At 55.8% G+C, this 23,133-nt stretch carries 17 protein-coding genes; 5 read left to right on the top strand and 12 right to left on the bottom strand.

What is annotated here, in order from left to right; all coding sequences use genetic code 11:
* Window positions 1-29: 29 nt before the first annotated feature.
* On the top strand, window positions 30-1,781 hold the full coding sequence (locus tag KRAC_RS44535; RefSeq protein ID WP_007918650.1) for a peptide ABC transporter substrate-binding protein: 1,752 nt from the start codon (window positions 30-32) through the stop codon (window positions 1,779-1,781).
* A gap of 133 nt (window positions 1,782-1,914) precedes the next feature.
* Here the strand turns inward: KRAC_RS44535 and KRAC_RS44530 are convergent, their stop codons facing one another.
* From KRAC_RS44530 to KRAC_RS44515, 4 genes are all read right to left on the bottom strand, one after another.
* Window positions 1,915-2,871, bottom strand: coding sequence for an alkaline phosphatase family protein (locus tag KRAC_RS44530; protein ID WP_007918648.1), 957 nt, complete (start codon window positions 2,869-2,871; stop codon window positions 1,915-1,917).
* A 191-nt stretch (window positions 2,872-3,062) separates the two neighbouring features.
* The gene (locus KRAC_RS44525) at window positions 3,063-7,931 is read right to left on the bottom strand and encodes a cation-translocating P-type ATPase (protein ID WP_040447157.1); all 4,869 of its coding nucleotides are present in this window, start codon (window positions 7,929-7,931) and stop codon (window positions 3,063-3,065) included.
* Window positions 7,932-8,024: 93 nt separating this feature from the next.
* Complete coding sequence (locus KRAC_RS44520; protein WP_007918644.1) at window positions 8,025-8,465, bottom strand: hypothetical protein; 441 nt, start codon at window positions 8,463-8,465, stop codon at window positions 8,025-8,027.
* A complete protein-coding gene (locus tag KRAC_RS44515; RefSeq protein ID WP_007918642.1) occupies window positions 8,462-8,731 on the bottom strand; it encodes a hypothetical protein in 270 nt (89 codons plus the stop codon). The genes KRAC_RS44520 and KRAC_RS44515 overlap by 4 nt, the downstream gene beginning before the upstream one ends.
* Window positions 8,732-8,981: 250 nt before the next feature.
* On the opposite strand from KRAC_RS44515, the gene KRAC_RS44510 reads away from it, so the two are divergent.
* Window positions 8,982-9,281: a DUF1330 domain-containing protein gene (locus KRAC_RS44510; RefSeq protein WP_007918640.1), complete on the top strand. Its 300-nt coding sequence runs from the start codon at window positions 8,982-8,984 to the stop codon at window positions 9,279-9,281.
* A 64-nt stretch (window positions 9,282-9,345) separates the two neighbouring features.
* On the opposite strand, the gene KRAC_RS44505 is transcribed toward KRAC_RS44510, so the two are convergent.
* The 7 genes from KRAC_RS44505 to KRAC_RS44475 form a co-directional block, all read right to left on the bottom strand.
* Window positions 9,346-10,776 carry a sensor histidine kinase gene (locus KRAC_RS44505; protein WP_007918638.1) on the bottom strand — a complete coding sequence of 477 codons (1,431 nt, stop codon included), beginning with the start codon at window positions 10,774-10,776 and terminating at the stop codon, window positions 9,346-9,348.
* Window positions 10,773-11,474, bottom strand: coding sequence for a response regulator transcription factor (locus tag KRAC_RS44500; protein WP_007918636.1), 702 nt, complete (start codon window positions 11,472-11,474; stop codon window positions 10,773-10,775). Before KRAC_RS44500 ends, KRAC_RS44505 begins: the two co-directional genes overlap by 4 nt.
* Before the next feature lie 115 nt (window positions 11,475-11,589).
* Entirely contained in the window at window positions 11,590-12,171 is a 582-nt protein-coding gene (locus KRAC_RS44495) for a ferric reductase-like transmembrane domain-containing protein (protein WP_007918634.1), read from the bottom strand.
* A gap of 22 nt (window positions 12,172-12,193) precedes the next feature.
* Complete coding sequence (locus KRAC_RS44490) at window positions 12,194-12,688, bottom strand: hypothetical protein (protein WP_007918632.1); 495 nt, start codon at window positions 12,686-12,688, stop codon at window positions 12,194-12,196.
* A 62-nt stretch (window positions 12,689-12,750) separates the two neighbouring features.
* Window positions 12,751-14,880, bottom strand: a complete 2,130-nt coding sequence (locus tag KRAC_RS44485) for a glycosyltransferase family 39 protein (protein WP_007918630.1) — start codon at window positions 14,878-14,880, stop codon at window positions 12,751-12,753.
* Window positions 14,881-15,046: 166 nt separating this feature from the next.
* The gene (locus tag KRAC_RS63790) at window positions 15,047-15,469 is read right to left on the bottom strand and encodes a GtrA family protein (protein WP_052569155.1); all 423 of its coding nucleotides are present in this window, start codon (window positions 15,467-15,469) and stop codon (window positions 15,047-15,049) included.
* A 518-nt stretch (window positions 15,470-15,987) separates the two neighbouring features.
* Window positions 15,988-17,208, bottom strand: coding sequence for a cytochrome P450 family protein (locus KRAC_RS44475; protein ID WP_007918627.1), 1,221 nt, complete (start codon window positions 17,206-17,208; stop codon window positions 15,988-15,990).
* A 247-nt stretch (window positions 17,209-17,455) separates the two neighbouring features.
* On the opposite strand from KRAC_RS44475, the gene KRAC_RS63785 reads away from it, so the two are divergent.
* Window positions 17,456-19,444, top strand: coding sequence for a DUF8189 domain-containing protein (locus KRAC_RS63785; protein WP_007918626.1), 1,989 nt, complete (start codon window positions 17,456-17,458; stop codon window positions 19,442-19,444).
* A 308-nt stretch (window positions 19,445-19,752) separates the two neighbouring features.
* Window positions 19,753-20,790 carry an FTR1 family iron permease gene (locus tag KRAC_RS44465; RefSeq protein WP_007918625.1) on the top strand — a complete coding sequence of 346 codons (1,038 nt, stop codon included), beginning with the start codon at window positions 19,753-19,755 and terminating at the stop codon, window positions 20,788-20,790.
* Window positions 20,791-20,866: 76 nt separating this feature from the next.
* Here KRAC_RS44465 and KRAC_RS44460 read toward each other — a convergent pair whose 3' ends face one another.
* Window positions 20,867-21,784: an ADP-ribosylglycohydrolase family protein gene (locus tag KRAC_RS44460; protein WP_007918624.1), complete on the bottom strand. Its 918-nt coding sequence runs from the start codon at window positions 21,782-21,784 to the stop codon at window positions 20,867-20,869.
* Window positions 21,785-22,059: 275 nt separating this feature from the next.
* Here KRAC_RS44460 and KRAC_RS44455 point away from each other — a divergent pair, with 275 nt between their 5' ends.
* On the top strand, window positions 22,060-23,100 hold the full coding sequence (locus KRAC_RS44455; protein WP_040447155.1) for a hypothetical protein: 1,041 nt from the start codon (window positions 22,060-22,062) through the stop codon (window positions 23,098-23,100).
* Window positions 23,101-23,133 lie beyond the last annotated feature (33 nt).

Raw genomic sequence — 23,133 nt, 5'->3', positions numbered from 1 at the left:
GTTTTCGATAGGAAGTAAGGAGTATTTGCATGAAACGTGGCAAACGCATTGCCATAACCTTCCTGCCTGCTCTTCTCTGTCTGCTTTCCATGCTGATTTCGGCATGTGGCAGCAATTCAGGAAGTAGCACAGGTAGTAAATTGCCTGATAACAAGCAAATTTATGTGCAGCCCCTCAGTGGTATCTCTGATGTGGCAACACTTGATCCCGCCCTATCTACCGACTCGGCCTCGGTCAATTCACTCGAAACGATGTTTACAGGCCTGGTACAGCTCAATGATAAGCTTGAGGTGTATGGAGAGCTGGCGCAGTCCTGGACTACCTCTGCCGATGGCCTGACCTGGACCTTTAAGCTGCGCCCCGGTCTGAAGTTCAGTGATGGTAAGCCTCTGACCTCAGACGATGTGGTCTTTAGTATTGATCGTGCGCTCAAGCCAGAACTCAAATCAACGGTTGCCCCTGCCTACCTGGCGCTGATCAAAGATTCGGATAAGCGTAACACGGGCAAGGTTCCAACCTTGATCAATGACAGCCTCTTCGCGCCAGATGCCACGACGGTCAAGATTGTGACCACGCAGAAGGCGCAGTATTTCCTGGACGCGCTGACCTATCCTACCTCCTATGTGGTAGAGAAGAGCATGGTGCAGAAGTATGGCGACACCGACTATTTCAAGCACCTGAGCGAGGGTGGATGCTCCGGTCCCTTCAAGCTGGACCAGCGTCTCTCGGGCCAGTATATTAGCTTCGTACCCAATGCGGACTATTGGGGTGCCAAGCCACAGTTGAAGAAACTGGTCTTCCCCTTCTACAAAGATCCCCAGACGACCTACAAGGCCTACAAGGCCAACCAGGTCGACTACGCGACCGTACCGACCAGCAACCTGGATGAGGCGCGTGGCTTCGCCAACAATCAGTTTCGCCAGGTTCCTGAGCTGACCATCGACTACTTTACCATGAACTACCTGGTGAAGCCCTTCAACAACATTAAGATTCGCCAGGCATTCGCGCTCTCGATTGATAAAGACCTGATCGCTCAGCGCATCTGGAAGGGCGCACGTATAGCCTCCAACCATATCATCCCCAGCGGCATGCCTGGTTACAATGCGAACCTGGTGGGGCCTGCAGGCGTTAAGGAGACCAAGGGTGATGTGACCCAGGCGAAGAAATTGTTGCAGGAGGGTATGCAGGAAGAGGGCTATACCCGCGCGAACTTCCCCCAGATCACCCTCACCGTAGCTACCCGTGGCGACCAGGCGACCAAGAACGAGTACCAGTTCTTGCAGCAGCAGTGGAAAGATAATCTCGGCGTGAATGTGATCATTAACGACGAGGATTGGAACAAACTGTTGGACGATACCGCGAACTCGACGGGTAATGTCAAGTCCTTGCAGATGTGGGTCATCGACTGGATCGCGGACTATCCCGATCCCGAGGACTGGACCACGCTCCTCTTTGGTAAGGGGTCAAGCTACAACGAGACTAACTACGGTATGGGAAAGTCGAAGGATGTCAGCGTACAGCAGCAGATCCAGGATCTTATGCTGAAAGCTGACGCCAACCAGAATACTGCTGAGCGCATCTCGCAGTATAACAAAGTCGAGCAGCAGATGATTGACGATGCCGCCTGGGTGCCCATCGACCAGCGCACCGCGACCTACGCGCTCAAGTCGTGTGTCCATGGCGTTGTAGATAACGCGCAGCAGATCACCCCCCCGGCTGACTGGGCCAACATCTACAAGACAGGCGACTCGACCTGTGCGAGTACCAGCAAATACGAGTAAGCGCGCGTAGAATTATAATACATACAATGAGGCGGCCAGGCATTGCCTGGCCACCTCATTGTATGTATTAATTGACAGTTTTCTGATTTACGCCATAATGGCAGACTGGTGCTTTTTTGTATCTCACACAAGACTAGCGCCAGGTATCGCTGATGGATTGGGCGTGCGCGCTATTGTTGGCATAGGGCAGGCCATACATATCTTCGAGCGTGCGCAGGGTATTATAGTGGTTGAGATTCTCGCCATAGTGTCCAGCCTTGACCATGGGGCCAACGAAGAGGGTTGGAATCTGATTGACCGAGGTATCATTATCCTCATCCCAGGTAACGATCAGCAGACTGTTATGCTTTTGCGCCCACTGGACATAGCTATCGAGGTGCTGCTTCAGCCAGTTGTCGGCCTGCTCGACTGAAGCGGAATGCATATCGTTGTTCTGATTGGGGACCACGAAGGAGACGGTTGGCAGCGAATTGTAATCGCTGGGAAAGCTGGAGAAAGGCTGGTTGGTGCTGGCAGGCATATTGCTGAAGTCGCTCCAGGGATTATGCTTGCGTGCGTACATCTGGAAGAACCACCAGGGAGCGTAGCAATCGCTAAAGCCAGTATGGGGCATATCTTCGGAGTAGCCGCTGAAGCTGTATCCCGCCTGTAGTAGTTCCTGGCCCAGGTTCGCGCTCTGGAAGCTCTGAGGGCAGTCATCGCTGGAGAGATTGAAGGTAGAGCCTGCGAAGAGCGCCAGGTAATTAGGCTGGCTGGGATGGGTGATGCCATGCATATTGGTGAGGGAGGCGCCACGCGCGGCCAGGGCATTGATATAAGGCGCGTCCTCATTACCAATGATCTGAGAGTAGCTATGGTTCTCCTCAACAACGACCACGACGTGATCAGGTGTGGGGAGATTGGCTCCAGAGCGCTGGTGTACTACACGGCGAGAGATAGGTTGTGTAGTGTGTTGCGCGTGCGCGCTTGAGTAGATGAGGAAGCCGGTGGCGATGCTAAGCAGCAACAGTAGAAATACAGCCGTATAGCGCCAGAGGGGTGAGCTAAGAGCACGATAGAGAGAGAAGCGCGACTTGTGGCGCGTCTGCATAAAGAACCTCCTACGAAATAAGATGGATATGGTGAACATATTGAGAGGTGGCGGGCTGGCAGGTCTGCCTCTCTCAAAGGAGCTTATGGAAAAATAAACGGATGTTTGGCGATTTATGACGTACCTTGCTACGGTCTCAAAATTACATGAGGTATCTGGCGATTAGTGATTAGTACCAGTATAGCGTTTTTTCAGGCCAGCACCACGTTTTGCTGCGTGTCGATATGTGGTATGCCGGCGGGAAGCTTCGCCTGGCCGTTGCGCAGAAGCTCAAAGAGGCGATTTAGCGCGAAGGCGAGGAGCGCGCTGGCACCCAGGATAGCCCAGCCGATGGGAGTGGGCGTGACAAACTGAAGTAGGTCACGCAGTAAGGGAAGCGTCATAGCAGCGATAAGCACGGCGCTTGAGCTGGCGACAGCGGCCAGGACAGGACGTGTCAGAGTGCCTTCGGAGCGTCCAATGTCGAGGGTCTGGGCAAGCTGGGTCGCGACGATACTGGCGAAGGCAATGGTGCGAGCCTGGGCAAGACCTAGGGGAAGCGTTAAGAGATACGCGCCCAGCGCGGGCAAGGCGCTGATAAGCGCGCGCCGCAGAATATCGTCGCGCAGGGGCCGATCAAGGGCGGAGGTGCCCTCGCGTTTGAGCGTAGCCAGGTGGCGATGCTCTGGCTTTTGGAGCGTGACGGCCAGCGCGGGCAGGATATCTGTAATGGCGTTCATGGCGAGAATCTGGCGGGGCGTGAGTGGTAGCTCTAACCCAAGTAAGCTGACACCTACTATCAGCGCCAGCTCGCCCAGATTTCCACCTAGCAAGAGACCAAGTGAACGCCGGATATTGCGCCAGAAGCTGCGTCCCTCGATTAAACATTCGACGAGCGTAGAGATTTCATCGTTCATAATGACGACATCGGCTGTCTGGCGCGCGACCTCGGTTCCTGTATGTCCCATAGCGATACCAATATCGGCGAAGCGCAGAGCCGGGGCATCATTTACACCATCACCGGTCATAGCCACGGTATGGCCCCTGGAGCGTAAGCATTCGACAATGCGTAGTTTGTGTAAAGGGGTGGCCCTGGCGATGATGGAGGTATGTTCGAGGCGTGTCGCCAGCTCTTCCTCGTCCAGGTTGGTGATGTCTGCTCCCATCAGGAGTTCCTGGCCGTCCAGGAGGCCTGCCTCGCTGGCGATGGCGCGAGCGGTCTCTGGATGGTCGCCTGTGATCATCATGACACGTATTCCTGCCTCCTGGCAGCGTTCGACAGCGGTCCGTACGGTTGAGCGCAGAGGATCGCTGATGGCAATAAAGCCCAGGAAGGTGAGATCCTGTGGGTCATCAATATTTGTTGTTGCTGCTCCCTCGGCAACCATGAGGATGCGCAGGCCACGCCGGGCCAGCTCTTGCGCTCTGTTCAAAAGAGCACCGCCGTGGGCCTCATCCAAAGCGCGCTTCTTCCCCTTCAGATAGAGCCGGTTACAGCGAGCGAGAAGCACCTCGGGCGCTCCTTTGAGATTTAGCTTGTGAGAGGCCAGGGTCGCGTGAAAAGCGCGCATGGGATCAAAGGCAACCTCGTCCTCATGGGGGACGCAGATCTCTTCAGCCAGGCCCAGGTGGATTGCGCCCTGGATAATTGCATCATCAGTTGGATGTGCACTGGCCTCGGGCGCGTTTGGATGCGGACTGGCCAGGGCTGCCGTTATGAGCACATGGTGTAGGGATTTGGTAAGTCGAGCTGGAAGGCGCGCCTCTCTTTCGGCGTCGGCGACGAGGCTTAGCTCCAGATGGCCTCGGGTCAAGGTTCCAGTCTTATCTGTGCAGGCCACATCGACGCGACCTAGCGCCTCAACCGCCGAGAGACGGCGTACAAGAGCGTTATGAGTTGCCAGGCGGCGCGCCACCCCTGCCTCGCCAACCTTCGTTAACAGTGGTAGCCCTTCGGGAACGCTGGCCAGGGCAATCGATGCCCCTGTTGCTAGCAGAGTATCCAGCGCGCGTCCCTGAAGGAGGCCGGTGACAATGACAACGCCACCACCCAGGAGAGAAACGGGGAGCAGGACGCGCAGCATACGCGCTAGCCTGGAGCCGAGCGGACTCTGCTCGGTCTCGGCGGTCTCCAGAGCGGCAGTGGTAGCTCCAATGCGTGTCTGGTTGCCGACCGCGACCACGACGGCTTTGCCCCTGCCTGTCGTCACGTCGCTACCCGCCAGCACGATATGCGTGTTATCGCTTCCCTCGGACGGGTCTTTTGCAACGGGAAGCGACTCGCCTGTAAGAGAGGCTTCGTCAACCTCCAGCCCCTGGGCCTCGATCAGGCGAGCATCCGCCGCGACACGCTCTCCTGGTGAAAGGAAGAGAATATCTCCGGGTACGACATCGTTGGCAGAGACACAAGTGATGTGGTTATCGCGTAGGACATGAGCGGTGGTGCTGCCCAGGCGTTGCAACGTCCTGGCTATTTTATTGGCCTTCTGCTCCTGCCAGGCGCTTACAGCCATGTTGATAAGAATGGTTGTAGCGATAATGCCGACGTCGGCACTGGCACCAAAGAGGAGCGAGAGTACAGCGCCACCCGCGAGAATAGTATTGAGCGGGGAGCGTAGTTGTTCCAGCAAAGCCAGGAGCATACGATTCCGTTGCGCGTGAGGCAGTGCGTGATGTAGGCGTTGTCTTGACTCCTGGCTTGAAAGTCCCGTGATACGGCTATGCAAGTTCTGCAATACGCGCTCGCTGCTCATCTGGCCCCAGCGCTCGGGATGGGGATCAGCCAGCTGGGAGAGTGAGGAGGCAGGGCGCCTCTGACCACGCAGGTGTAGCCAGCTATCGGCTAGAGCGCCCAGAGTAGCCAGGTAGACGACGCGTGCGGCCAGAGCTATTCCGGGTGTACCACGCCAACCCCAGACCAGGCCCGCGATATTCGAAAGAAGCGAGAGCAGAATTGAATCACGCGTAGCGCTCTCGCGCTTCTTACCTGCGATGATAATAGCCGTCAATGCAAAGAGGTCAGGCGCGAGGAGATCCGCCCGCGCCGGCAGACATTTCTCGCTATTGAGCAGGCCAATGGCCAGGTCACAGACAGCGAAAGCCGCCGCCGCGCCCGCGTGATCTGAAACATAAGCGACGCGCTTCCCCAACTTTTGTTTCTCCTGGATGAGAGTAGACGCATCGTCGCTTTGTAGTAGCGAGATTCCAGCTCGCCGCGCCAGGGCCTGGGTCGCCTCCTGGTTTTCGCTGGTAAGAATGTGTAACTCTATGCCCAGGCCTTTACATGTTTGTACCAGGCGGGGGACATCAGGAGCGAGGTGGGGGCGTATCGCCAGCACGCCAAGCGTCTCTTCAGAGGCCTGTCGCGAGTTGGCGCGACGTAGTGAAAGGAGCAGGCAGTCGCGATGGCGTTGGAGAAAGGATGGCGAGAGAGACGAGCCAGCGTCTTCCAGGGGGCCGAGGATATAATGCCCCTCCTCTGTGATGGCACGGATGCTTTTGCCGTCAAAATGAGCCAGCGAAATATGGAGAGGACCATGTGTCTTGAAGATGGGTCCCCAGGGAGAACCAGCGGCCGTCGAAATATTTGTGGCCAGTTCTAGCAGTTCGTTTGTCTCTATCTGTGGGGATAACGAGAGGGCATCGACCATTTCCAGCCCCTCCAGGAGGAGTCGTGCACCATCGAGAAGTACGACCTGGGGTTGGCGAATCACACGATCCTTACGTGTGCCGACGACGATTGCACCTGCCTTGAGTGCGTACATCGAAGCTCCCAGATCCGAGCTTTCGGCGCCGATCATGGCTGGTCGGGGATTCACAAGGACCAGCGAGGCGAGCGTCTGGGTGAATGAGCGTGTTAACAGGGCGGTGCCAGCGGCATAGAGCAGCGAGAGTGGACTGAGGAACTGGATATAGCGATCATAGAGGGTGGGCGCAACCGGAGCTGGTCGCGGTGTGGTAGTGAAACCCGTGAAAGAGGGTTGTGCTTGTAATTGAACGGTAAAGGGGCCACCGTAGAGCTGGTAGCCAGCGGAAAGCTCCAGGCCCGGCGTAACCGCTACAGGTACTCCTTCGCGGGTGATGCCGGTGCCAGCGCCCTCCAGGACGCGGACGCCCATAGGAACTTTCCTCCCACTTTCCAGGTGTAGAACAGTTCCGGGGCGCAGATGAGGCTCATTGGCTTCCTGTTCCTCGTAACGCTGCCAGGAGGCGCGGCGTGCTCGCACCTCGGTCAGCAGGCGGAGTGATTCGCTGCCGATGGTGAGCAGGCCCAGCACGCTACCACCCAGTGTGAGCGTAATAATTCCTGGCACATTAAATAGCAGATCGCTTGCGGCTTTCCCCACCAGTTGGCGCAGCCCATGTCGAAGTGGAGGAATGCCCTGAAGGATGGCAATGATGCTCGCGATTTGAATAGCCTCTGTCGCGCCAGGGAGTGGATCGGTCATACCAAGGAGGCGGCGTATAGAAAGAAAACCCAGGCCCAATGTAGCTCCCAGGGTGCGTATGCTACTTTGCACGAGTGGCCTTGGATCGAGGGGGTGGGTTGGCTGGTCCTCCCCTGGCAGGTCAGGAAGGTCGACTCCAGCCACCATAGAGACAAGATCATCCAGCTCTTGCTCGTGCTCTGCAAACTCGACAAGTACATGCCCGGTGGACCAGCGTATATGGGCATGGACATTCTGGCGTTTCTCAAGGGCCGCGACCACCCGTTGGGCTACGGCTGGATCGCGTTCCAGGCCACGTACAGGAATAGAGGCTCGCACCAGGTTGGCATTTTTCTCCTGATGGATAGGGGAAGAAGTGTGAGTAGTTTTTTGCCCCTGTTTTGTCTCAAGAGAGGAGGGGTCAAGCGTCTCTAATGTGGAGAGAATAGCTTGCTGATCGGTTTTTTGAGAATCATAACCTATGAGCACATTGTGAGTGAGCTCGTTTGCCTGTACTTTCTGGATGCCGGGTAACTGGCGTATCCGCTCTTCTAACGCAAAACAATTGCCCCCATTCCACCAGGGGATGTTAAGGCGTATGCGTCCAGGTAGGGCGTGGACAATGTGTAGCTCTTCAGCAGTGGCTATGCTCATAGTATTTCTTCCCGGTTGCTCCCTGAAGCGATAGGCACCGGTCCGTCCGGAGAGTGTAATGGACACATATCCATCACACTCCCGGTGTCATAACTACCTGCTCTCACGTGCCTTATGATGTTTGTGTTTAGGTAGGGCTGAAGCTTGCGGTGCCTCTTCTGTATGTGGAGTAGTACGGATGTGGTGGGCCTCTGCCAGGATGTCCTCTGCCTCTTCACGCATGCGCGAGCCCACTTTCTGGAATTGCGCACTGGTACGCGAGAGGGTCGTATTCAGGCGATGCCCTACATCATCCACTATCTCCTCGGCTCTACTCATATGAGGGTTGCTGCTACTAGCCGCGGCCTGTTGAGACTGCTCCATATTTTCCGGGGTATGTTGCGCTCTTTCTGGATGCTGCCTGCTTCCCAGGTGATGCATAGCATGATTGAAACGGCCAAAGGCGTAACCAAGTTGATGCCCCAAGTGTTCAGCTGGACCCTCATCGCTCTCAGAGCGGTCTGGACCTGGCTGCTGTTGATGTTCTGGCTTCATCGTTCCTGACCTCCCGCAACCTCCTGGGGTCGCATCTCTGGAGAAGGATGTGCTCCATTTGTTAATACTTCATCTTGATCGGCCTCTTTCAGGCCATGCCCAAATCCCTTGAAGAATGAGTTCACTGCCTCGCCTGCTGCCAGGACACCGGCTGTGCCATAGACGGCACCCCGGCGTACAATTTTGCGTGCGCGCGGCGAAAAAACGGTCGCGGCGACGACAGCGGTCACAGCTACCTCAGGTTCTAGATAGTCTTCGAGCTCCATTTTTGTGCCACCTTTCGCTGCATATAGCAACAAATCCATACCCCTCTTCGGGGAGTAGACATATCCTAATGGATAAGTAAGCAAAGGGAAAAATAAATATGATATAAATACACGTATGACAAAAGCACAAAGATACAAAAACCTTTAGGAATTACGCAGAACTTGCTCACCGCGTTCCATATACTATTGTAGGGTCCATGCTGGTATGGACGACCAATAGTATATGGCTCAGAAATGAAAGGAAAGAGTTATGGCCGCATATTTCATTGTGGATATAGAAGTGAACGATCCCCAGATGTATGAGGAGTACCGCAAACTGGTGGGACCCACGCTGGAGCGCTATGGTGGGAAGTTCCTGGCGCGTGGCGGCGCGACAGAGACCATTGAGGGCGATTGGCGGCCGAAGCGCCTGGTCATGCTAGAATTTGAGGACGCGGACCAGTTTAAGCGCTGGTACTACTCGCCCGAATATAGCGAGGCCAGGGAGATTCGCTTCAAGGCGTCCAGCGCGCGGGCGATCCTGGTTGAGGGGATAGTTGAGGGGATATAAGAACAGGAAAATGACGCACACTGTACAGTGTGCGTCATTTTCCTGTTCTTATGGCGAAGAGAGCCTATTTGCTTTGCATGGGTGGTGAAGCCAGGGCGATGGCTTCTTGAGCCTGGTGCGTCTGTGAGCTGGAGGCGGCAGGCAGCGTGAGCAGGGCGCGCGTTCCCTCATGAGGGGTGCTTTCCAGGCGCAGCGAGCCGTCGTGAGAGGTCGCGATGCTGCGGGCGATAGAGAGGCCCAGGCCCGTGCCGCCCGCGGCGCGCGAGCGGGCTTTATCTACGCGATAGAAACGCTCACCAAGGTTGGGCAGGTGCTCTGCCGGGATGCCAATGCCTGTATCGCTTATCTCAATCTGTGCCTGCTGGTCGACGAGCGCGGTATGTATGGTCACACTGCCACCGGCATGATTGTATTTGATGGCGTTATCGAGTAGCACCAGGAGGGCCTGTTCGAGCAGCAGGGGATCTCCAATCACGCGCAGGTCGTCTCTGACTTCGGCATGGAGGGTAATACTCTTCTGATCGGCGAAGGCCGTGACACGGCGTAGACCAGCCTGGACAATGGTGTCGAGGGAGACAACCTCGTGCTCGCGGTGCTGGGAGCCTGCGTCCAGGCGTGCCAGGGTCAGCATGTTATTGGCCAGCGTCGTCATATGGTTGGCTTCGGTCACGATATCTTCTAGCAGCTCGGCATCTTCAGGGTCCATACCTTTGCGAGAACGGAGCAGGACTTCGGCATCGGCGCGTAGCAGCGTCAGCGGCGTGCGCAACTCGTGCGAGGCGTCGGCAATAAAGCGTTGCTGATTATTCCAGGCCAGGCGGGCGGGGACTAGCGCCCGGTGCGAGAGGAAGAGTCCACCGATAACCGCGCCAAGCATGGTCACTCCACCTACCGCGAATAATAGTGTCAGGATGATGGAGAGGGCAGTCTCCTGCGCCTGCACAGATTTCCCCACGACGATAACGCCCAGGTAGCTTTTCCCGTCCGGGCCGGGAATGCCTAGCGCATAGCGGTCGACCTGTCCCAGAGGCCCACCTGTATCAATAATATCGCTTGCGCTCCCATTCTGCATTGCCTTCAAGGCCAGTGAGGTATCGAGAAAAGCAGTAGGAAGCTGTGATGTATTCTCCTCCTGGAGTAAATTGGCATTTTGATCGAAGCAGGCGATCAAGATAGGATCGTGCGGAACAATGTCGGGAACAACGCCAGGGCGAGGAGAAGGCATTGAGCAGGAATGATCCGGCGAGATAGCGAGCCACCCCTGGGCCCCCATTTGAGCATGGCTTGTCAGGTCATCAGTGATAGGTGAGAGCAAGAGTTGTTGCACACCAAGATAAAGCGTAACGCCAAAGAAGATGAGCGCGATTGCCAGGACGCTGCTATACCAGAGGGTTAAGCGCAGGCGCAGGCCAGAGAAGAGGGCCGCGCCAGGCTCCCTGGATTGGCGATGCAGGTAGCGGCGGAGTCGCCAGAGGAGTGATGGTTCGTTCTTCATACAGCCTGCTCCTTGCGGGGAGGATAGGCTTCGAGCTTGTACCCGATGCCGCGCACGGTCTTGATGAGTGGACGTGTGAAGCCTTGATCGATCTTATCGCGCAGGTAGTGAATGTAGATATCGACTACGTTGGAGAGCGCCTCCAGATCATAGCGCCACACGGCATCGGTAATCTGGGTGCGTGTAAGGGCCTGTCCAGGATGGCGCATCAGATATTCAAGGAGGGCGAACTCCTTCGCGGTCAGCTCAATCACGCGCTCTCCACGCCGGGCCTCGTGTCGCACGAGGTCGAGGATCAAGTCATCGGCGCGCAACTGGGTTGCCACCTCAAAGGTGCGGTCGCGGCGGCGCAAGAGGGCGTTGACGCGTGCGAGCAATTCCTCCATCGCGAAGGGCTTGGGGAGATAGTCGTCCGCGCCCACATTGAGGCCAGCCACGCGATCCTCGACCGAGCCGCGTGCCGTGAGCATCAGGACGGGAGACATGACATTATCGGTGCGCATACGGCGACAAATCTCAAATCCATCGAGTTCGGGCAGCATGACATCAAGAACGACCGCGTCATAGGTTCCGCTTTCAGCCAGTTCCAGGCCGCTCAGTCCATCATACGCGAGATTAACGGTGTGACTCTCTTCTTGCAAGACGCGGCGCAAGAGGTGGGCAAGTTTTTTTTCATCTTCTACCACCAGGATATGCATAGTTGCCTACCTTCTTTCTCTAACAGAATGATGTATGGTGACCAGGTATGAGCGAGAAACTACTCTCTCACGTATTCTACCAGGAATAGCCCGGCTTGAAAAATGGTAAATGACTTCAAAGGGCGCGATTATTTTTCTGCATGACAGGCGCGGGCAAGGGGCGTTCTGGCTCCTGGGCGGCCTTCAAGAGGCGCAGCACGAGGAGCGTTCCTACCAGGAGGATGCTGCCGATATAGAGCGCCGTCGCCCACCAGGTATCGCTATCGCTGCCAATAAACACGCCATGGAGTGTGACCAGGACATACAAGAGCAAGGTCAGGACATGGAAGCGGCGCCACCATTGATAGCCAATGAGCGGGCGCAGCCAGGTGCTGAGGCCGATGGCCAGTCCCAGGTAGAGCGCGAGAATGCCCAGGGTCATCCAGAAAGCGTGATAGGTGCTGGCAAAGGGAATGAGCACCTCGCTCCAGGCAAAATGCGTAAAGGGATCGATCCAGATAGCGAGCACGTGTACAAGCGTAAAGATCAGGCCGAGCAAACTCAGAAAATTGTGCAGTTCGCTGTTGATGAGGCGTGGCCAGCGTGAAGATTGCCAGCGCAGGGTGAGCGCGAGTCCGACCGCGACCGCGAAGGTTAGCAGGACATAGGCGGTCAGCCCACCGGCGCGGGCGATGTTCCAGGTTAGCGCATTCCACATAAAAGTTATTCAACCTCTCAACTTAAGAGACGTGAGAGCCAGAGACGGGTGGCTGATTGGAATTGTCGGTGCCAAAATTGTTACCGCCATTACCTGGCCAGGACTGAGATGGATCGGACTGATTTTGATCAGGTGTGACCTGGTTAGATGAATTAGTGGGTATTGTTTGGCGCGCGGCATCCCCCACACTATGGCTCATCACCAGGCCACTGAGCGCAGCAAAGCAGGTGAGTGTCGCGATAACAATCCCGCGTTTCCAGCGGCGTGCCAGGGCCAAGGCCTCTCTTTTAGGAAGGCGAGCTGCTGGCTTCGCTGTAACAAGCTGTGGCCGTAGCGTGGCAGGTTGAACTGGCGCATATGGCCTGGTGGGTAGCTGGATATAGGGATAGGTGGGCGATGGCGGTTGCACATTCCTCTGACTGAAGAACGTTGGGAGAGCCTGCCTCTGCCCGCTTGTGTCAGGCGGGGGGAAGGAGAACTGTTCGCCATACCTCTCGTAGAGATTGGAAGAGTCCATAAATTCTGCTCCTAGTGCGGTTGCACCCTGTGGAGGTAGTGAGCCTCCACAAGGTAATGTGATTAATGGGTTGTTGAGCAGTCGTAGAGCTGGCTACCAGCACTGGAGTTCGTTGACCAGGCGCTGCTGGGTACCAGGGTGCAGTGCTGGGTGACCCAGGTTGTCGCACCGCCGGAGCGAGCGCCACCGAAGCCGCCAAAGCCGCCACTCTCCAGGCGCTCCCGCAACTGCGATGGGAGATCTTCGAGGATCCGCTCGGGTAGGGAGCCGCCGCGACCCGAACCGAGCAGGAAGAAGCGAACTGTGCCATTTTTTACCAGCGAGGATAACTGGCTGGTAGTAAGAATGGGATCGCTACCACCGAAGCCGCCCATTGCCATTACGGCCTTGTTGGTCGAGAGAATAATGTTATCGGCTGTATTGGAGCTGGGTGTCGCGACCAGGTATTTGGCGTTTCCCTGATGGGCCACCAGGTAGTTGATCAGGGTACTGGTGCCATCGCCACCAGCGGGACTGCCAGCATTGCGCGCGAAGTCATTGCCCTGGGAAGGTCCAGCCACCGGAAGCTGAGAGGCGGTATTCTGAATAACGGGTATCGCCGCCCAGATGGTTGGAGTGATCAGCAGGACCAGGATCCCAAGCGCCAGTGCCAGCGAGAGGACGCGGACATTAGGAGCCTGAACGCGAATTCTAGGCGCGAGGCGATAGGCCAGCAGAACGCCCAGCGTGACGATAGAGAGGATCGCAATCAGTGGCGTCAAGAACTGGCTCCAGGAGGGGTAGCTCTGGAGGATATAGATCTGTTCGATTGCAGTAAGGGCCAGGGCCAGGGGTAGAAGCCAGCCGCGCCAGCCGGAGGCGCGAAAATCTTTCCACATGACCACCAGGCCAATGCCAAAGAGGGCACAGATAGCCGGGGCCATCGTTGTCATATAGTACTGGTGGAAGAAGCCTGCGACACTGAAGAAGATGCTTTCAGTGAGCAACCACACGCCCCACAGGACCAGTGCCTGTTGCTGGCGATCACCCTGGAAGCGCAGACGACGCTGGAAGGCGAGGGCCAGAGCGCCCAGAATCGCGGCGGGTAAGAGCCAGGCAATCTGGCTACCCAGGGACGATTTAAAGAGGCGGAGGGGGCCAGGGTTGCCCGTACCAAACATACCACCGCCATTGCCACCAAACTGCCCGCCCTGCCCCACGTTTGGAGGAAGATCAGGCGTGCCTGAACCATTGGTTCCACCTGGGAAGCCATTCCGGGAGCCATTTTGATTTCTTATGCCCTGGCCATCTGTGCGCGTTCCTGTACGGTTCCCATTACCACCGAAGCCGCCAGCACCGCCAAAGCGGCCTAAGAGGCGGCTGGCGCCGTTATAACCAAAGGCTAGCTCGATTTCGGAGTTGGTCTGGCTGGAGCCGACATAGGGACGCTGAGAGGCAGGCGTTAGATCGACCGCCACGAGCCAGGAGAGCGTAAGAACCACCATCACCACGCCCGCGAGCAACAGGTGCAGGATACGCTTGCCAATGCTGTGAGGAGCCGCGAGCAGGTAGAGCAGGCCAAAGGCGGGCACGACCAGGTAGCTCTCTAGCATCTTGATATTAAAGCCCAAACCAACGGCCAAAGCGCTCAGAAGGAGCCAGCGCAGGCGCCCGGTCTCGGCCGCGCGAAGCACCGCCCAGGCACCAAGCAGCATCACCAGCGTCAGCGTGCTATCAATCGTATTATTGCGGTTAGTGACGACACTGATGGGGCTGATAGCTAGAGCCAGGGCCGCGAGCAAGCCAGCGACCACGCCAAAGTGGCGGCGTACCAGCCAGTAGAGGATGGCCACCGAGAGGACACCCGCCAGGGCCTGGGGGAAGAGCAGGGCGAAGCCCGTAAAGCCAAAGATCTTCGTGCTGATGACCTGCAGCCAGAAACCAAGCGGTGGCTTATCAATCGTGACGAAGCTGCCTGGATCGAAGGAGACAAAGAAAAAGTTATGTAGACTATCGCCCATGCTCTTGACGCCGGCTGCATAGTAGAGGTTGCCGAAGCCATTTGCTCCCAACTGGAAGAAGTTCATAAAGATCGAGATGAGCATAATGGCACCTAGAGCGATGCGGCTCCAGGTGAAGGATTGCGGCTGTATTTTATGCGCCGCATCGTCCTCCGATGGTGGTCGAGCTACAATTTCTGTCGTGTCAGCCATAAGGTGTTCCCTTCACTTATCGTTTATAGATGGAGTGCTTTATTTTTATGAGAAAGTTTGCCGCCCGCGGCAGCAGTAAGAGTAATGCCCTACTGTATCAATGTACGCCTCATTTATTGGTCATTTATTGGAATATCATGAGAATTTTCCAATAAATGACCATCGTTTAGTGAATAAAGACCCAGAGGCGCATCGCCAGGAAGGAGAGAAGGGTTCCGCTGGCGATGGCGAGGCCCTTCGAGAGGTCTGTCCAGGCGAGCGTATTGGTCACAAAGGGATGCGCGACCATGCTGGCGAGCCAGGTGAAGAGGCTATTCCAGCTAAGGCCCAGGAGCGTAGCCAGGCCAAACCGCTTTAGCTCGCGCCAGGTTGTAGGCTGGCGATGGGTAAAAGTCCAGTTTTTATTAAGCAGAAAGCTATTCGTTGCCCCCACACAGTAGGCGATGGCGGTATACAGGGCAATCAGCCAGGAGCTACCAGTTGGGCGCAGCAGGAGCAGGGCATTTAAGACGAGCAGGTCCAATACGGTATTAAGCCCACCGACCGCGCTAAAGCGGAGAAGCTGTACCCAACCCCTATGTACTCGCATATCATCTTCAGGTTCAGGGCGCGTTACCGAAGAAAAAGTGTACGTGTCGGAAGTCTCCCCAGGGGAGAGGGTTGATGTTTCTGGCACGATTGTTTACTCTCCAAAGGATTAGTCATCCATGATGAACGACCTACGAGTATGATCAATAGGATTATTAATATTAAGATGGGTTCTTGCGGTAGCATAACAAGCGAGGATGGGAGAAAGATTGGAGAAATATGAGGAGATTCTCATCCTTGATATGCCTCCAGATTTGCTCATATACTGTATTACAACGTTGCATCGAAGACAATCTATCTATAATGAGTTAAGATAAGATGGCTTCGCGTTTCCTGCAAACGCTGTGCTGGGTGAACAGTGAAGTCCATGCAGGCAAAGAAAGTTCCACATTGAGTGACTTTTTGATGAGAAGGGTTTGTTGAACAGGATGCAATCCCTTTTATGACTGGATATGAAGAAGCACCCTAACTGCTACAGGTAGCCAGGGTGCTTCTTCACATAAGCAATAATATAATTCTCTAGAAGGTGACGGGGAGAGTGTTCAGGCCCATGATGAGTGAGCCTGGACGCCAGGTAAGTTCTTCGGGCGCGACGCTCAGGCGCAGGTGAGGGAGGCGGCGCACCAGTGTGCCGATAGCAATCTGACCTTCGAGGCGTGCCAGGGGAGCACCCAGGCAGTAGTGAATGCCCTTGCCAAAGGCAAGGTGCCGGTTCTCCTTGCGCGTAATATCGAGCTTGTCAGGACTGGCAAACTCTTCTTCATCGCGATTATTAGCAGAGAGCGCGACAAGGATATGATCGCCACGTTTCATAGGTTTGCCGCCAAATTCAAGATCTTCACGAACCCAGCGCTGGGTTGCGAGCAGCAAGGGACCACGATAGCGCAGAAATTCCTCGACCGCTGTTCTAATCAACTCAGGTTTTTCCTGAAGTAAGCGCATCTGGTCGGGATGCTCTAGAAGGGCCAGAATGCCATTGCTGATCAGGTTAACGGTGGTTTCATGTCCAGCAACGATGAGCAGAAAGACCATGGCCATCAGCTCTTCCTGCGAGAGTTTATCGCCTTGCTCCTCTGCTTGAATAAGCTTACTCAGCAGGTCATTAGCGGGAGACTGGCGTTTGCTTTCGAGTAGCTCAAAGAGATACTGGTAGAAGGCCATCAGCTCACCCGCCGCCTGGCGAAAGGCCTCAGGATTGCCTGAGGCCTCTACAATGAGGTTGGACCAGGCGCGGAACTTTGCGCGGTCGGCTGAGGGAACGCCCAGCATTTCAGAGATGACGATCATAGGAAGCGGAAAGGCGAACTGGTCGATCAGGTCCATCTTGCCTTTGGACTCAACCGCGTCTAGCAGCTCGTCTGTGATCTCCTGAATACGTTCGCGCCACTGCTCCACCAGGCGAGGGGTGAAAGAGAGGTTGATAAGCGAGCGTAGACGGGTATGGTTGGGCGGATCCATATTGAGCATGTGGAGGCTAAGGAAGCTTGAGGCCTGTTGTGGTAACGCACGCGGGAATTGCTCTATCTCTTCGGGAGTGAAGGCATTGCCCACGCTTTTCACGAAGCGCTCGTCTCGCAAGATGGTATCCGCATCCTGGTAGCGTGTTACTAGCCAGGCGGAGCGCCCACTTTGCAGCGTAATCTGGTGAAGGGGGTCCTGGTGACGCAGGTCCGCGAAGGTAGGGTATGGATTGGCTTTGAATGCTGGTGAAGTTAGATCCAGGTCTGGAAATTGTTGCATGTTTTCTTCCTTTATTTTATTTGTCGTAGATTTGGCTCCCATCCATAGAAAAGACACGTCAACTGTGAGAACTGGGTCTCGCTTGAGTTGATTGTTGCTTCAGGTTGTTGAGCCTGGACGCTAGAAGCATGAAAAGTAATAGTACTTTACACCCCTTTTCTAAGCTATGTGCTCGTATGTTTGTTATATTACTATGTTGTAGATATGCAAATCTAGAGCAGTGATGCATTGGAGGAATTTTCCCGCGATGATGGAGCAAACTGAACAAAAGCTCGGCAACTATCGGCTGGTGAAACGCATCGGTCAGGGAGGCTTCGCCAATGTGTATCTGGGGGAGCATATATACCTGAAGACGCAGGCCGCGATCAAGGTATTGCAATTGCAGTTGACGCCAGAGGTGCTGGAGACCTTTCTTACGGAGGCGCGGCTCATCGCCCACCTGGCACATCCCAATATCGTGCGGGTATTAGAGTTTGGGATAGAGCTGGAGACGCCCTTCCTGGTCATGTCGTATGCCCCTTATGGCTCGTTGCGTGAACTGCACCCGGCGGGCAGCGTTGTGCCCATTTCAGCGCTTTCGCAGTATGTGCGTCAGATGTCGCAGGCTCTCCAATATGCCCACGACCGCGATATTGTGCATCGCGACGTTAAGCCCGAGAATATGCTGCTCATGGATGATCACACCGTCATGCTGAGCGACTTTGGTATCGCCGTGGGCGAGCAGAATCGGCAGCATACGCAGGCAGGGCGGGGCGTCATCGGAACCTCGTTTTACATGGCCCCCGAACAGTTTCATGGTCAGTACTCTCCTGCCAGCGATCAGTACGCTTTGGCAGTCGTGGTCTATGAATGGTTGTGTGGTGTGCCTCCCTTTGTTGGCTCACCGACCGAGGTCGCTATCCAGCACATCCGTTCGTCCCTCCCCTCCTTACGAGCCAGGATGCCCGCTCTGCCCATCACCCTTGAGCATGTCATCGAACGCGCCCTGGCCAAAGATCCACAAACGCGCTTCCCCTCCATTCAAGATTTTGCCTCCGCCTTCGAGGAGGCTTGTGCGATGCTACCCACCCGCACGAGTAACTTGAAACCCTTACATATGAGCCTGCCAAGCAAGGCGGCTCAGTCCTCGCCGGAGTATCATTCATCCGCCACGGTCGCGGGTCCCTTTTATAGCGGGACCTTGCCCCCACCCTCGACGACGCCCCTTCCTTCCTCCAATCCTCCTCAGAGACAGATCTCGCGTCGCGCCGTGGTCGGAGGACTGGCGGGATTAACGCTGGGCGGCCTGGCGCTGGCTGGCCTATCGACGGTGTTTCGCTCCCAGTCACAAACGGCTAGCTCCACTCCCGCTGTGCATACAAAGAAGAAGCCAACGCCAAAAACTCAACCTACAGCGACGCCCAACGCGACTGCCACAGCCCAGGTCGCGGTCATCAATGGTGTGCCAACCAGGCCAGCGGTAACCTCATGGGGAACCGGGCGATTGGATGTCTTTGCGCGTGGCAGCGATAATGCTCTGTGGCATCGAGCCTTTGATAATGGCCACTGGGCGGCCTGGGAGTCGCTGGGTGGCTCGCTGGCCTATGACCCGGTCGCGACCTCGTGGGGGCCGGGACGGCTGGATATTTTCGTGCGTGGCGGTGATAATTCTTTTCAACATATGTGGTATGACGGCACCTGGCATGCCTGGGAGACGCTGGATGGTATCCTGACCGCCGATCCAGCAGTTGCCTCACCTCTACAGGGCGTCATCGATGTCTGTATTAGTAGTGTTGCTGGTGCTGTCTACTACCGGCGCTTTACTGGCGTCTGGAATGCCTGGACAGCGATGGGTGGAGTCGCGTCGGCCGCCCCCGCGATCTCTTCCTGGCACACGGGGCAGATTGATCTCTTTGTACGCGGTACGGATAATCACCTCTGGCAGAGGCATTTTGAGAATACCTGGCGCGATTGGACGCCCATCAGCCAGGATACCTTTACTTCCGGCCCGACTGTGGCCTCCTGGGCGCCTGGGCGCCTGGATGTCTTTATCAACGCCGCCGATAGCTCGGTACGCCATAACTGGTTTGATGGGACCTGGCATGACTGGAGCTTTATCGCGGGCGCGCTCGGCTCCGCGCCTACAGCCGTCTCCTGGGGAGCGAACCGCATTGATTTATTTGCACGCTCAACCAGTAATATCTTGCAGCAGGCCGCCTATGATGGAAGCTGGCACAACTGGACCCCTCTCCCATAACCTCTCCCATAAGCACCAACCCTCACTTTGCTACGAGAAGTAGGTAAGAGATGTGGGCATAGGTGGCAGGCGCTTGCCTGCCACCTATGCCCACATCTCTTATTCAGAGGCGAGTCTGCCAGACGAAGAGAAGAGAAATAGAGTATTACCACAAAGTTCTAAGCAAGCGGGCTACAGATCTTGACAAAAGTCTTAGGGTGCCCTAATATCTTAGTGAGTGAGTCGGATATAAATCCCATTATTGCTAACTCTATTTTTCTCTCCCGCGGGAGAATACCATATTTATGTTACCATCAGGAAGGGTTGACATGTTTACTAGGACCAACCTCAAGATGACAAATCCCCTGCGTCTAGGTGTACGTATTGTGCTGGCTATTGCTGGCCTGCTTGTTGTTGCGCTGCTCGTCTGGCAGGGAATTACTGCCGCGGGAAATCCCGATCCAACGACGGCCCATATCGGCCAGGGGGCGGCGATTGTCAATACCGGGCTACTGGTCTTTCGCGAGGGGCTGGAGATGATCCTGGTCCTGGCTGCGATCACGGCGAGCATGGTGGGACCCAAGAAGGTGTACCGGCGGCCAGTGGCTTTGGGGTCTGCTGGCGGCTTCCTGGCGACGATTGTAACCTGGTTTGTGGCCATCGCCGTTCTTAGCGTCATTAACGCGCCTGCGCTGGATATTCAGGCTGCGACCGGTTTGCTGGCGATTATAGTACTCCTGGTCATCATGAACTGGTTTTTCCACAAGATTTATTGGACCGGTTGGATCTCCTTGCATAATCGTAAGCGCAAGGACCTGATGCAGCAGGAGAAAGAGGAGGGTGTGAGTAGCTCGCGTATCCTCTTTGGTATGGCTATGCTGGGGTTCTCCTCCGTCTACCGTGAGGGCTTTGAAGTTGTGCTCTTTCTGCAAAACCTGCGTCTGCAAGTTGGTTCAAATATCGTATTGCAAGGCGTGGCGATTGGCCTGTTCCTGACGGCCATAGTGGGTGTCCTGACCTTTATCGCGCACCATCGTCTTCCATACAAGAAGATGTTGATCCTGACTGGTGCCTTGCTGAGTATCGTCCTGGTGGTGATGGTTGGTGAGAGTATTCAAGAGATGCAATTGGCCAACTGGATTGGGACCACACCTGTTAACCTGCCCATTCCAGCCTGGATGGGACTCTGGTTCGCGCTCTTCCCCAATATCGAAGGGATCATTGCCCAGGTCCTGGCGGGTGTGTTTGTGATTGGTTCATACTTCCTGGCGCGCTACCTGCAAGTCTGGCGCCCAGTCAAACAGGCCGAGGCGGAAGTGGCTAAGCTCGCGGCCTCAGCGCAGGAGCCAGTGTCCAGCCATTCATAAGTTTTAAGTCCATGCCAGCATTGATCCTACAAGGGAATTAGGAGCGTGTAGGGTCCATGCTGGCATGGACTTTTTTTTATTTCACCCAGGTAGGGAGAGGCTCTCGGGCCGTCAGCCAGGTTGTGGGGAGGGCTGGCTCGGGGCAGGAGAGTGCGACGATGCCACCAACCATGGCGCAGGTGGTATCCATGTCGCCCATGCCACGTATCGTCAACCAGAGCGCCTCTGTGTAGTTACCCAGTCCTTCACCTGCACACCAGAGGACAAAGGGGACCGTATCGGGGGCTGAGATAGCATAGCCGCTGCCCAGCATGGCGGCCACGGCCTCAACAGAGGTTGTTTCTGAGATATCGCGTGCGCGCCGGGCCTTGTTGCGTACCTGGCTCTCAGGTAGAAAAGGTAGAATGAGATCAATGAACTCGGTACGCGAAGGAAGCAGGCTGCCCTGGCGAAGCTGCCAGGCGAGCGCGGTTGCCACTGCGATGGCGATGGCCCCCGCAATGGCTTCAGGGTGAGCGTGAGTCACCTCCGCCGAGAGTGTAGCCTGCTCTACGACCGTATCTAGTTGATCTGCTAAGAAGGCACCGAGGGGAGCCACGCGCATGGCGGCCCCATTGCCGTATGATCCCTGACCCTCGAACTGACTTGTGGCACCCTCCCGCCATGGGCGTCCCTGCTGAATGCCGCGCAGCAAGCCGTGCATACTCGCGCCATATTTGCGCCCTGGCTCGTAGTGGGCCGCGAAGCTCGCGGCGAGTTCGTCCTGGTCAATATATCCTTTATCACGCAAGACCGCGACAAGCGAGAGCGCCATCTGGGTATCATCGGTATACGGCCAGGGAGCGTTTGCTAGCCCTCGTGCATCAATACGAGCCTGGATAGCGTCTGGATTGGCGGGGCGGCCAAAGAATGTGTCGCCAAAGGCGTCTCCAAGTGAGAGACCATCCAGGGCCAGGTGGGCGAGTGCCAGGCGCTCATGCCGCGAAAGTGCCATATAAAAGTGTCCTTCTTCTATAGAATTTGTGTCTACTGCGTCACTAGTATAGCATGTTCGTGTCTGCGACGCCCATAAAAAAGGCGGTGCAGTATAGGAGAGAGCGCCCGTGTACTACACCACCTTTATTTATAAGTGTATAGATATGTTCCTCTAGGTGGCTCTGGCATACTCTTTTCTAGAGAGATTGTGGAAGGGATTATGCTGTGCGTAAAACATCTGAATACTCTAAAGGTCAAGGATCTGAGGCGAAGATGCCTCTTTTAAAACCCCAAATGAAGATACGACAGCGGTGGTCACGCTTTATTAGTGGGCCAGGGAGTGCCGTTGTTCTGGTATGTAGTCTGCTGGTGGTGGTTGGGATGGTGATATTTTACCCCATATGGGCTACTGCTCTATCTCATCTGCGTCTCCCTTCTGTTCCCCAGGAGACGAAGAAGGCATATCCACCTTTTGATCCGGCTTTGGGAGCTGTATTGCCCAGGCATCGTGTCGTGGCCTACTATGCTGTTCCCGGGTCTGAGGTGACTGGCCCCGCCTTTGAGCCAAGTGAGTCCATGTATGAGAAGCTACGCGAGCAGGGAGCCGCCTATGAACGGCTAGACTCGGCGCATCCCGTTCAATCTGGCGTAGACCTGGTGGTGAGCGTGCCAGATTCTTTTCCTGGTCCCGATGGTTACTACAGTCATCACGTGGATGCCCGGACGATACAGAGCTATGTAGATTTCTGCCAGCGGCACCAACTCCTGCTCTTCCTCGACCTCAATTTCGGCCGGGCACCTGTCATGAAGGAACTAACGAGCTTTCTACCGTATTTGCAGCGCTACTCCTTTGTGCACCTGGCGGTCGATCCAGAATGGATGTTTCCGCGTCATGATGGTGTGCCGGGTGTGAACTTGAGCAATGTGCGTGCCAGTGACCTTAATCCAATCATCGAGGCTCTCGCGACCATACCTATGAAATACCATGTCCCGCGTAAGATGCTTATTTTTCACCAGTATCGTGGAGATGGAGATAGCCTGACCAACCCCTTTGATGCGACCCAGGCGGAACTGGCGGATAAGCATAAATTGCTCGCTGATAAGCGTGTGGATGTCATCCTGCATGTGGATAGTGTTGGTGGCTACCAGGGAGATCATGAGGATAAGAAGAAGCAGTATGCCGAGTGGGTGGGGCAGGATATGAAGCAGTATCATAACTTTCGTTACGGTGGCTTCAAACTCTTTTATCACATCGAGGCCGCAACCGGGCTGATGACTCCCGCGGATGTGCTTGCAATGAGGCCGGCGCCCCTGGTTATCACTTACGGAAATTAGCGGCGACCTCTCGCGATTTAAGTCGCAGAATGC

This window comes from Ktedonobacter racemifer DSM 44963, assembly GCF_000178855.1.
Lineage (GTDB): Bacteria > Chloroflexota > Ktedonobacteria > Ktedonobacterales > Ktedonobacteraceae > Ktedonobacter > Ktedonobacter racemifer.
This window is presented reverse-complemented; position numbering and strand designations above follow the sequence as displayed.